Here is a 12,471-nt window from a genome sequence, read left to right on the forward strand (position 1 = left end):
AATTTAGTTAAAATTTAGTTTGTGGATTTCAATATTGCCAAGAACGAATTCTTGGTTTTTAGGTTCAATACTTAGCTTATCGAATGGTGAGTTCGGGAAAAATATTTCTGTCATGACGGTTTCGCCATTATCAAAAAATAGCTCGATGGATGTTTTGTCCAGAATAATTGTAGCAGACAAATCTGGGTTTAATGATGTTCTTTTAGCCTTAGAAACATGACTTGCAAACTTTTCTGAAAAGGCTGTTTTACCCGATTTTCTTCTATCAACAAAAAAATTTTTATCTTCATTATTGTATCCAAACGCTAAAGTGTCGCCTTGTTTGTTTGTAAGCTTGAAAGTGAAGCCGTTATCTTTTAAATCTGAGATTTTAAAATTGATTTCTGTACTTGATAAATCGATTGCTTTTGAATCAATAATTTTTGTATCTCCATTTATTGCTATTGATTCCTTTTTAAATTTGGTGCTTCTGTAATTAGTGAGTTCTTTCACAGGTTTAAATAACAACCTATAACTAGCATCCATTTTTTGAAGCTCAACTTCTCTTGCAACCGTCATGGCGCTTCTCCATGTTTCGGTAGGAACTTCTTGCCCGTAATGCCAATTAGACATCCATCCCATGAATAGTTTTCTGCCATCGGTATCTGGTATATTTGCCCAAGTTACTCCAGCATAATTATCTCTTCCATAATCTATCCATATAGATTTGTGTTCAGAACTATTTAAATCCTTTTCAAATGATGAATCAATATTGAATTGTTTCCCATTAAAATCGCCCACAAAATATTGAGTGGCACTTCCACTATTTGGTCCACCGGGATTTATACTAACCAACAAAACCCATTTAACCTCATCCGTTCCTTGAACTACCATTGGAAAGAAATCTGGACATTCCCAAACACCTCCGTGTGCTCCAATTCCATCGCCAAAATCTGATTCAAGTTTCCAATCTTTTAAATTCGAAGAGCTATAAAACATAATTTTTTGTCCAGCCGCCAATACCATAAGCCATTTTTCGTGTATGGAATCCCAAACAATTTTTGGGTCCCTAAAATCTTTAATGTCTGGGTTTTTAATGACAGGATTACCAGAATATTTAGTAAAAGTTTGACCTTCATCTAAAGAGTACGCTATGGCTTGCGATTGATAATTTGTTTTACCTGCTTTTTCCCCATCCATGTCATGGTAAGTAAACATGGCAATTATAGGTTGTCCGCCACCCTTACCAAATCCTGAGGTATTGTTAACATCTACCACAGCACTTCCCGAAAAAATATAGCCTTTTTCATCTGGGAATATGGCTATGGGCATTTCTTTCCAAGTGACCATATCTGTGCTTACAGCATGCCCCCAATGCATGGGTCCCCAAACATTTCCATCAGGGTAATGTTGAAAATATAAATGGTAATACCCGTTATAGTAAAACATACCGTTTGGATCGTTCATCCATCCCTCTTTAGGAGTAAAATGAAGGTTCGGACGGTATAGGTCTTCTTCCGTATAAGATACATTTACAGATTCATCAACATCTTGATTGTTTTGGACTTTATCCTTGCAACCAATCAGAAAGGATAAAACTATAAGCATTGAAACTAGACTCGTTTTTCTTAAGGTTTTCATTTTATTTATCTTATTTAATTAGTTTTTTACTTAATTCTTCCAAGGATATACCTTTAGTTTCTGGCATCATAAAAATTACAAAAAGTAATTGGAGTCCCATCATAATGGTAAAGAATAGAAAAACCATACCTGCACCTATTGTAGAAAATAAAACAGGGACTAAGGAAGGTACCACAGCCGCTAAAACCCAGTGAACAGAACTGCCAAATGATTGCCCAGAACCTCTTAAATGATTTGGGAATATTTCTGAAATAAACACCCAAATTACAGTACCTTGACCAATGGCATGGGCAGCTATAAACATGAATAAAAATATGGGGACAAAATTCCCTTCCCAATGGAAGAAAAATGCCATAGAGACTAATGATAAAGATATAATGTAACCAATGGAACAGATAAACATTAATTGTTTTCTTCCTAATCTATCTATTAGAAAAATACCTAAAAGTGTAAATATCAAATTAGTAACCCCTACCCCTATACTACTTAAAAGCGCTGAACTTTCTTCAAGACCTGCTTCTGTTAAAATCCTAGGCGCATAATAAAGCAATGCATTGATTCCAGACAACTGATTAAAAAATGCTATTAAGAATGCCAAGATTAACGGAAACCTGTACTTCTTTAAAAAAATGTTCTCGTTGGGCACTGTATTATCCATCTCATCTTTTATCTCTAACATCAGCTTTTCTGGATCTTGATCTGGATTGATAATTTGAAGAACGCTTATTGCTTCACTATTTCTAAATTTAGTAAGCAACCAACGTGGACTCTTAGGTATAGTTAGCGCAAAAATGGTATATATAGCTGCAGGAAAAGCTTCTACTCCTAGCATCCAACGCCAGGCATTTTCTCCTATATTATTTAATAAGTAATTTGATAAAAAGGCTATAAGGATACCAAGTACAATGTTGAACTGGTATAAACCCACCAATTTACCGCGGTCTTTGGCGGGAGCTATTTCTGATATGTATGCTGGTGCCGCAATAGTTGAGGCCCCTACACCCAGACCTCCAATAAACCTGAAAATCGCAAATGTTATGGGGTCATTGGCTAAAGCAGACCCTACTGCGGATATGGTATACAATACGCCTATCCATATTAAAGTATTTTTACGCCCAATCCTATTAGTGGGAATCCCACCAAAAAAGGCTCCTACAACTGTGCCCCATAATGCCATACCTATTACAACTATGCCATGAAACATATCGGAAGAACCCCATAATAGTTGTAGTTTTTTTTCTGCTCCTGATATTACTACGGTATCGAAGCCAAATAAGAAACCTGCTAAGGCTGCAGTAATAGACCAGATTAATATCTTTCTGTTCATGTGGTGGTATATTTAGTTTAGTGATCACAAGGTACTTTTAAAGACCATCGCTCTATTTCAGATATGTATCAAAACATTCTAAAATTGTTAAACAAACGTTAAAAAACATATAAATAATTAATTATCAATTAATTAAAATGAAATAATTTTTTTATAAAATTATTGATGTTTAATATTGTTACATCAATCTTTCAAAATTGTTACATGTAAATTTTCAAAAAACGTATCAATTTCTTAAAAAGCATTATTTAAAGTAACAATTGAATTGATCTTTGGATAGTGAAATAAAAAAGCGATGCTATTATTACAATAGGAACAAGAAAGAAAGATAAAAAACCATTAAATAATTACTCTCTAAAAGCTTTTGGAGATTTATTAAATTTATTTTTGAAGCTTGTAGAAAAGTAATTTGGCGATGAAAAGCCAGTAGCATAAGCTATTTCAGATATGGTTAATGTCGTATCCTGAAGCATATTTTTTGCTTTTTCCAATCGAATGTTCTGAATATAATCACTAACATTTACATCCATAATAGCCTTAATCTTTCTGTAAAGCTGAATTCGAGATACATTGAGGTGGTTTGCTAAATTCTCAACGGAAAATTTAGTATTATCTATATTATCATTGATTATTTTATTCACCTTAGAAATAAATTCTTGCTCAATCGTACCAAAAGTGCTACTAGCATCTATGTTATGTACATTGTTAACAAAATAATAGCGAAGCTTCTCCCTATTATAAATGAGTGTTTTAATGGATTGTGATAAAATGGCAAAACTAAATGGCTTGGTTAAATATAAATCGGCACCAGATTCAAGTCCTTTAATATAAGATTCTTTGTCATTTAAAGCCGTTAGTATAATGGTAGGTATATGCGATGTCCTTAAATCTTTCTTTAAAATGTCGCATATTTCAAAACCTGTTTTATCAGGAAGATTAACATCGCAAATTATAATATCTGGGATAAGCCCTAAAGCCATTTCTACACCGTTGTTGCCATCGGAAACATGCACGCTGTACTCTTGTGTTAATTTGCCTTTTAAATATTTAACCAAATCTGGATTGTCTTCAATAATTAAAATTGAATAGCGTTCATCATCATTTAAAACTGCATCTTGATTAAATATATCTTCCTCATAATCCACATTAAAACTCAAAACCGCACTATCAACAACATCGGGCAGGTAAATAATTTCATCCGAACTTAAATGTGCACTTCCTTTATAAAGTGTTAAAACAAATTCTGCTCCGTGTTTTGAAAATACTTCAATACTACCTTTATGAAGCTCTATGAATTCTTTTGACAAATGCAATCCAATACCAGAACTCGATTTGTTGTTATTCGTGCCCTGATAAAATGCTTTAAAAACATTATTTAATTCTTGATTTGGTATACCGATTCCAGAATCTTTAAAATGTATGGTTACATAATTACTTTCAAAATCATCTTTTATATCAATAGATATGGAACCATTATTGGGGGTAAACTTAAAGGCGTTTGATAATAGATTGAAATAAACTTTGTCCATTAAATTTCTATCTAAATAAACTTTTAAGTTTTTATTATTGCTATTAATGGAAAAATTAATGTTTCTTTTTTGTGCTTCTCTCTCAAAATCCTTGAAAATAGTATTTGAAAAATCGAATAGATTGGTTTCAGAGGCTTTTAAAACAAACTTTCTGTCTTCAATTTTTCTAAAATCAAGTAATTGATTAATCAAACGTAATAACCGTTTGGAATTGTTATAGATCAAACCTACTTCTTGAACTAATTTGTTGTCTCTAATTAATTTATTATCGGATAAAGATTCAACTGAAGATAGGATGAGCGTAATAGGCGTTTTAAATTCGTGCGATAATCCTGTGAAAAAATTCACCTTAGCTTCATTACTGATTTTAACTTTCTCAGCTATTTTTTTTATCTGATTTCTTTGAATCGTAATTTTTTTGTTTTGCAGTTCTAATGCGCGTTTTTGCTTTCTAATATTATACCCCGAATATATGCTATAGGCCCCCAAAAGGATACTGGTTATTAATAGTCCTAAAAGCAACTTTAAGATATTGGTTTGTGTCGTATAAGTTTCCTCTTGCTTATCTATAGTGCTTTGCTGCTGTAAAATATCTTGCTGTTGTTGGTTTATTTTGTTAAACTGATTCCACATAATATCAGCATTACGAAAATCTATGACAGTTGTTTCCAAAATATTGTTTTTTGGAACACTCTCACCATTTAAAATCTTCATGGCTAATCTTATAGCTTCATCTCCCCCTGTAGGATATAATATGGTAGCCAGCAACACATGATCTTGCACTAACTTAATGCCCCCATATTCCCCTGGCAGCCCATCAACTCCAACAAATCCTATTTTGTTATGTAAGTTTTTTTCTTTAGCAACTTCCCACGCCCCGAGCACCATTCTATCATTGTGCGCAAATACATAATCTATATCTTTTATTTCATTTAATACCTTTCTTAAACTATCTTTAATCGAATAACTTTCCCAGTTACCCTCAATAGATTTAACAATTTCCAGCTTATCATTTTTTTCAATGGTATTCTTAAACCCAATACTCCTTTCTAAAGCAGGCGAAGAACCAGATAAACCACGTATTTCCACTACTTTTTTTCTTTCATTTGATAGCGATGCCAAATAATTTGCGGCATCTACACCTACTTGGTAATTATCACCTCCTAAATATGCCGTATAATTTTGCCCCTCTGTTTTCCGGTCAACAATTAAAACAGGGATTCCCTTATTGAATGCTTTTTCAACAATTGGTGTTATGGGTTGTGATTTAACGGGAGAAACTATCAAAACATCCACATCCTTAGCGATTAATTCTTCAATGTCTTGTGTTTGGTTTTCAATATTATCTTCACCATCCAAAATAATAAGCTCAACATTGGAATACAGTGATGTTTGTATTCTCATTGATTGATTCATTGCTCTTCGCCACTCATCATTAACTCCTGTTTGAGCAAACCCAATAGTATATTCTTTAGTTTCAGTCTTACTACATGAAAAAGAAAACAAAAGAATTGACACCAAAAAAAATCTGAAAAAAATATGGAAATGTCTGGTCTTCATTAAAAAATACGATGATCTTAATACTTTGGAAATAATTTTGAAGATAATGATTTCTATAATAAAAATTTATTAAGTGCCCATTTAAATGTATTATCCTGTTTTTATAATAAATTTACTATCAAGATATAGTAAAGGATATGAATATCATTATGATACATTTATTTCAAAAATGCAATATTCCTCTTTAAGCCAGAAAATTTAGTTCTTTTTACTGCGGAATCTTTGAACACTTTATTGAAAACATCCTCCGTGATATCCTCCCAATCTTTTTTGGTTAGGGATAACAGTTCTGGGTGAGGATTGAATAATGGTTCGTTATGTACTTTTGAAAACCTATTCCACGGACACACATCTTGGCACACATCGCAACCAAACATCCAATCATCCATTTTTCCTTTGAATTCCGTGGGGATATTTTCTTTTAATTCTATGGTGAAATAGGAAATACATTTACTGCCGTCAACTACATAAGGCTCTGTAATGGCTTGCGTTGGGCAAGCATCAATACAAGCAGTACATGTGCCGCAATGGTCGGTTGTTGGTAAATCGTATTCTAAATCTAAATCCACTATTAATTCAGCTATAAAATAAAAAGAACCTACTTGTTGAGTTAATAAATTACTGTGTTTTCCAATCCAACCCAAACCACTTTTCGCTGCCCAAGCTTTATCCAAAACTGGAGCGGAATCTACAAAAGCGCGCCCGTGAACATCGCCTATCTCTTCTTGAATGAAGTTTAAAAGTGATTTTAATTTGTCTTTTATAACGAAGTGATAATCGGTTCCATAAGCATATTTTGATAGCTTGTAGCTGTTAGTCTTTTGCTCTTGGCTTGGATAATAATTAAGTAATAATGAGATAACAGATTTAGAATCTTCAACCAATTTAGTTGGGTTTAAGCGTTTATCAAAATGGTTTTCCATATACTGCATCTGTCCATGCATATTGTTTTTCAACCATTTTTCCAATCTTGGCGCTTCTGCTTCCAAAAAACCAGCTTTACTAATACCACAAGATAAAAAACCGAGGCGTTTGGCTTCGGTTTTAATTAATTGGGTATGATTTTGCTTATTCCCCATAGTTAAGAGATTCTGAAAAAAGTTCAGAATGACAATTGTTTAAAACAATCCTCCTTGAATATTTCCTTTTATTTTACCTAAATGCTTATAAGCTAATTCTGTGACTTCGCGTCCACGAGGCGTTCGCATGATGAAACCTTGTTGAATTAAAAAAGGTTCATAAACTTCTTCGATAGTTTCGGTACTTTCACTAACTGCGGTCGCAATGGTAGAAATACCAACAGGTCCACCTTTAAATTTGTCAATAATTGTAGAAAGAATTTTATTATCCATTTCATCCAAACCAAATGCGTCTACATTTAGAGCTTCCAAACCATATCTAGCGATTTTAATATCGATACTGCCGTTGCCTTTTATTTGTGCAAAATCACGAACCCGACGTAATAAGGCATTCGCAATTCTTGGCGTACCTCTACTTCTGCCTGCAATTTCAATAGCCGCTTCCATTGAAATAGGCACATTTAAAATAGTGGCACTGCGTTGCACTATGGTGGTTAAAAGCTCGGTGTTGTAATATTGCAATCTACTTTGAATTCCAAACCGGGCACGCATAGGTGCTGTTAATAAGCCTGAACGTGTCGTGGCGCCAACCAAGGTAAACGGATTAAGATTTATTTGAACTGAACGCGCATTAGGCCCCGATTCTATCATGATGTCTATCTTGTAATCTTCCATTGCGGAATACAGATATTCTTCGACGATGGGACTCAAACGATGGATTTCATCAATAAATAATACATCACGCTCTTCCAGATTGGTGAGCAACCCTGCTAAATCCCCTGGTTTATCCAAAACAGGGCCAGAAGTTACTTTTATACCCACATTCAATTCGTTTGCTAAAATATGCGCCAACGTGGTTTTCCCCAATCCTGGAGGGCCGTGAAATAAGGTATGGTCTAATGCTTCACTACGCAAATTAGCCGCTTGAACAAAAATTTGAAGATTCTCCAACACTTGATCTTGACCCGTAAAATCCTCAAAAGTTAAGGGCCTTAACTTTTTTTCTACATCCAGTTCTTCAGGAGAAAAATTATTTTTTGTTGGGTCTAGGTTTTTGTTCATAGCATAGATCCTGCCTTGGCAGGAATGACAAATAATCATTACAAGCAAATATAAAGAAAAAGCCTTTCCTATTCGAAAAGGCTCCATCTAAATATTTGTTTGTGAAAGTGGCTATTAGTTAATTCAATATTATCTTTTTCCTTGTAACTACTTTTTAACAATTCTCTTAACTAAACTACCTCTATCGGTTTCTATTTTTAACAAATAGATACCTATTTTGATGTTGGATAAATTAATAGCATCGTTTTCTATCTTAATGTTATCAATTCTTTTTCCCAACACATCAAATAATGACACTTTCTCTACTTTTATATTGCTAGATAGATATAGTAAATTATTAACAGGATTTGGATATAAACCTATTGAATTTTTTAATAACTCTTCTTCTAGCCCAAGGGTTGATGTAATAAAGTTCTCTTCACTGCCATAGCTTGTACCTGTTGTATTGGTTGCATAAGCCCTCACATAATAAGTAGTGCCTGCTATTAAACCTATAATTTCATCAGAAAAACTGCCGTTTCCAGAACCTATTTGTACTTTGGTATCGTCATTTACATTGGGTGTACCCGTCGTATTATAGACAATCCCACGTTCGGTTACCGTTGCGCCGCCATCATCGGTTACGTTACCACCAAGGATTGCTGTGGTGGTTGTTACGCCCGAGGCGGTTGCCGTAGTGACGGTTGGGGCATTATTCGCCGACAAAACAATAGGATCAGGGCTTACTGCGGGGTCTATTTGATTACCACCACTAGTAGCTGTATAAATCCAATTCCAATTATAGGTTCCAGAATTTACGTTATTAGCCACATTGGCTATGGTTACTATAACCTCAGATCCACCGGCTACTATTGGATTATCTAGAGTAATGTATGCTCCTGAACCACCGACAGAAAATATTCCTGCAACAGTTCTCGGAGTTCCATTTACCAAAACGGTTATGTTTCCCACAGTTACACTATTAGTATTCCAGCCATTTGCGGTATTTAAAGCATATAAAATAGCATCACTCCCTCCTAAGTCCGTAACAGTAGTATATTCAAATGTATAAGTAACACCTGTAGCTCCTGCACTTAAGTTATCTGCAGACCATGAAAAGTTTTCTAATTGTTTCGGCAAGGTGGCAAAACTCTCCACCCCACCATACGTTGTTCCTTCACTGTTGGTGGCATAGGCTTGGTAATAATAGGTGCTGGACGCACTCAATCCTGAAATGGCTTCGCTAAAAACACCTGTACCACTACCATCTACAACTTGTGTAACCCCACTTTCCCCAATAGTTGGAGTATTATCGGAAGTTGAGTACACAAAACCACGTTCGGTTACAGTTGCGCCGCCGTCCATGGTTACCTCTCCATTTAAAGTGGCTCCTGAGACGGTTATTGAGGATGCCGCTGAGGTGTTTATGGTTGGAGCGGTTGCTGGTGAAACAGCAGGTTCAAAATCAATATTATCCAATCCTACAAATAAATTGTTGTTTGGGTCTGCATCTAATGGATAAAATCTTATTTCGTCGATATTGCTCCAACTTGAACCGAAAGTAAGTGTTCCTGAGTTACTTCCATTATCATTATAATCTTCTCTTACCCATGTAATGGTAGCATTTCCAGTTCCATAACTACCAGATGAGGTGACAATGAAATTTCCTGCTGACACAACTTCCAAACCATTATCGTATCCTATAATTTCATAGGTCTCAGAACTACTTCCGTTGGTATGCCCATAAAAATCAGCAACAAAAGAAACAATCTTAAAATTGTTAGCTGATGAAGAACTTCTAAAACTTACGTAACCGCCTGGAGTATTCCCTCCCATTACAACAGCACTGCCGGAGAACAGAGGACTTAAAGAAATACCTTGGCCTACCGTGTTTCCTATTCCAACATAGGCGTCACTTCCCGTATAGGTAATCAACTCATAGGTTACAGAGCCTCCATAAGACAAATCTTCGTAAGTTCCGAAATTCTGATCCGGTGGCGTTTGCGCATGTACAACTAATGATGTCATACTAAAAAAAAATAAGAATAAAATAAGATAGGTAGTTTTTTTCATGAAAGCCTTGTTTTTAATGTTTAAAATATAGGCAAAAATACCACAAAAAAAAACTAAAATAGTATTTGGTCTGTTTTTTTTGCATTACATGTCAAAATTTAACATTTAATCTAGACTAACTGTAAAATGAGGATTCGCAAACATAAATTTTGAATTGGTTGGGTTTTTCTGAAAATTTTATCAATGTATTTTATATGGCTAGGATAATATTTTATTTCAAATTTATAACCGATTTCTGCTTCCAAAAGAAATCGAAAATTCGACGAAGTCAATAACAAATAATCATAAAAATAATATACAAAGAAAAAGCCTTTCTGGAAACAGAAAGGCTTTTCAATATTAAAAGTATTATTCTAATTTAAAATTTTGAATTCACAACGTCTGTTTACATCATACTCTTCTCCTTTGCACATACCTTCTTTTGTGCAATTATTTAGTGGTTGTGTTTCACCGTAACCAATGCTTTTTAATCGGTTTCTATCAATACCTTGACTCACCAAATATTCTAAGGTTGAAGCTGCACGTCGCTCAGACAATTTTAAATTATAGTTGTCTTTTCCATAAGCATCAGTATGTGCAGACACTTCTACTTCCATAGATGGGTATTTTTTCATTAAATCTACCAATACATTTAAAGTTGTGGCGGCATCATCACGTATTTTTGATTTATTAGAATCGAAGTAAATTTTATCCAACTCTACTTTTAATTCCCCTTTTTCATCTTTCTTAACGCGTGCTTCCACATCTGCAAAAGATTCTAAAGTCAAGTAAATATTATGCTGAACTTTGCCATCACTATCGGTAGAAAACTCAACATCTTGGGGAATATAGGCTTTGAATGTGCCTCTAACTTTATACTTTTTATTAGGTTCAATTTTGAATAAATAATTGGCTTTTTCACCAACTATAGAATCTTGGATGACAGTTCCTGCTTCATCAAATAAAGTTACCGAAGCACCTTTCAACAATTCTTTACTATTTTTATCCTGAACAATACCTTCTACTTGGTATTTGGTGAGCATATTTTCTTCTCTCGTGAAACCCAACAGCCTATCAAAACCAGTTCTGTTTGATGATACAAATCCTTTATTATCTTTTTCCCGAATAACATAAGCAAAATCGTCTAAATTACTATTTATGGTGCTTCCTAAATTTACAGGAGTATCAAAAGCTCCGTTCACCATATTGCTTCTAAAAACATCCAATCCACCAAAACCTTCGTGCCCGATGGATGAAAAATACAATACATCATAATCACTCACAAAAGGAAACTGTTCTCTTTGCTTGGTGTTTACGGTTGGCCCTAAATTTTCTGGTTCTCCATAAGTGCCATCATCATTAATGGCCACCTTATAAATATCAAAATTCCCAATCGTTCCTGGCATATCACTAGCAAAATAAAGCGTTTTTTCATCAGAACTTAATGCAGGATGTTCCGTACTGTAAACATTAGATGTGAAAGGCAATGTGGTAACGTTTGTCCAATTGCCATCAACTAATTCAGCTTTGTAAATTTTAATATGCGCAATTTTATCTTCTTCACCTTTTTTACGGGTGGCATTTGTTCTGTTAAAATACATGGTTTTACCATCTTTTGTGAAAACCGCATTACTTTCGTGGGAATCAGTGTTAATCGCATTTGAAAAAGGCACGATATTTTCTAGCGTTCCGTTGCTAGACATGGTAGCTGAGTACAAATCCAAATATGGCAAATCGTTCCAAACATAATTAGGTCTTTCGGTATTCCTTGTTGAAGCGAAAGCTACTTTATCATCCCCGTAAAACGACAATCCGAAATCACTAAAAGAATTATTGCCTTCAACTTGTTTAAGATTGAAATTATGTGGTGTCGTTTTGCTGTTTTTTTCAATAAAAGCCTTCGTATTTAAATCTTTATTATGGTAAATCTTTAAATATTTATCTGCCTCATCATAATTTTGAACGCCTTTTAGAGCCTGCCCATATCTAAAATAATAGTCTAAATCCATTGAATCACCATAAGTAACAAATAGTTCTCTATACGTTTTAACAGCCTTTTGAAGATTGGCATTGTAATAATAGCTATCGGCTAAATTTTGAAGCACTTGTTGTGTGCGCTCTTTGGTTTCATAAATTTCAGCTGCTTCGTTGTAAGCTCTCATTTCAAAAAGCTTATCCACGCGTTTTAAATCGTTTTTTTGAGCTAATGTAACTCCACTAACTAATAAAAGGCTTGCAAGTATGTATGTGTTTGTTTTCATAA

At 34.3% G+C, this 12,471-nt stretch carries 7 protein-coding genes; all 7 read right to left on the reverse strand.

What is annotated here, in order from left to right; genetic code table 11:
• Positions 1–3: 3 nt before the first annotated feature.
• Positions 4–1,620, reverse strand: a complete 1,617-nt coding sequence (locus tag CDH50_RS01710; protein WP_100610153.1) for a glycoside hydrolase family 32 protein — start codon at positions 1,618–1,620, stop codon at positions 4–6.
• Positions 1,621–1,630: 10 nt separating this feature from the next.
• Complete coding sequence (locus CDH50_RS01715; RefSeq protein ID WP_100610154.1) at positions 1,631–2,947, reverse strand: sugar porter family MFS transporter; 1,317 nt, start codon at positions 2,945–2,947, stop codon at positions 1,631–1,633.
• 347 nt (positions 2,948–3,294) lie between these two features.
• Entirely contained in the window at positions 3,295–6,036 is a 2,742-nt protein-coding gene (locus tag CDH50_RS01720; RefSeq protein ID WP_100610155.1) for a substrate-binding domain-containing protein, read from the reverse strand.
• Between the two features lie 158 nt (positions 6,037–6,194).
• Positions 6,195–7,115, reverse strand: coding sequence for a tRNA epoxyqueuosine(34) reductase QueG (gene queG / locus CDH50_RS01725; RefSeq protein ID WP_100610156.1), 921 nt, complete (start codon positions 7,113–7,115; stop codon positions 6,195–6,197).
• Positions 7,116–7,154: 39 nt separating this feature from the next.
• Complete coding sequence (gene ruvB, locus CDH50_RS01730) at positions 7,155–8,177, reverse strand: Holliday junction branch migration DNA helicase RuvB (protein ID WP_100610157.1); 1,023 nt, start codon at positions 8,175–8,177, stop codon at positions 7,155–7,157.
• Positions 8,178–8,324: 147 nt separating this feature from the next.
• Positions 8,325–10,229 carry a T9SS type A sorting domain-containing protein gene (locus CDH50_RS01735; RefSeq protein ID WP_100610158.1) on the reverse strand — a complete coding sequence of 635 codons (1,905 nt, stop codon included), beginning with the start codon at positions 10,227–10,229 and terminating at the stop codon, positions 8,325–8,327.
• Positions 10,230–10,582: 353 nt separating this feature from the next.
• Positions 10,583–12,469: an OmpA family protein gene (locus tag CDH50_RS01740; RefSeq protein ID WP_100610159.1), complete on the reverse strand. Its 1,887-nt coding sequence runs from the start codon at positions 12,467–12,469 to the stop codon at positions 10,583–10,585.
• Positions 12,470–12,471: the final 2 nt, after the last annotated feature.

This window comes from Confluentibacter lentus (genome assembly GCF_002806995.1).
GTDB lineage: Bacteria > Bacteroidota > Bacteroidia > Flavobacteriales > Flavobacteriaceae > Confluentibacter > Confluentibacter lentus.

What these genes read in the sequence shown, in the direction of transcription:
- queG (WP_100610156.1), bottom strand. Translation starts at nt 7,115, where the DNA reads ATGGGGAATAAGCAAAATCATACCCAATTAATTAAAACCGAAGCCAAA.
- CDH50_RS01735 (WP_100610158.1), bottom strand. Translation starts at nt 10,229, where the DNA reads ATGAAAAAAACTACCTATCTTATTTTATTCTTATTTTTTTTTAGTATG.
- CDH50_RS01740 (WP_100610159.1), bottom strand. Translation starts at nt 12,469, where the DNA reads ATGAAAACAAACACATACATACTTGCAAGCCTTTTATTAGTTAGTGGA.
- CDH50_RS01710 (WP_100610153.1), bottom strand. Translation starts at nt 1,620, where the DNA reads ATGAAAACCTTAAGAAAAACGAGTCTAGTTTCAATGCTTATAGTTTTA.
- CDH50_RS01715 (WP_100610154.1), bottom strand. Translation starts at nt 2,947, where the DNA reads ATGAACAGAAAGATATTAATCTGGTCTATTACTGCAGCCTTAGCAGGT.
- CDH50_RS01720 (WP_100610155.1), bottom strand. Translation starts at nt 6,036, where the DNA reads ATGAAGACCAGACATTTCCATATTTTTTTCAGATTTTTTTTGGTGTCA.
- ruvB (WP_100610157.1), bottom strand. Translation starts at nt 8,177, where the DNA reads ATGAACAAAAACCTAGACCCAACAAAAAATAATTTTTCTCCTGAAGAA.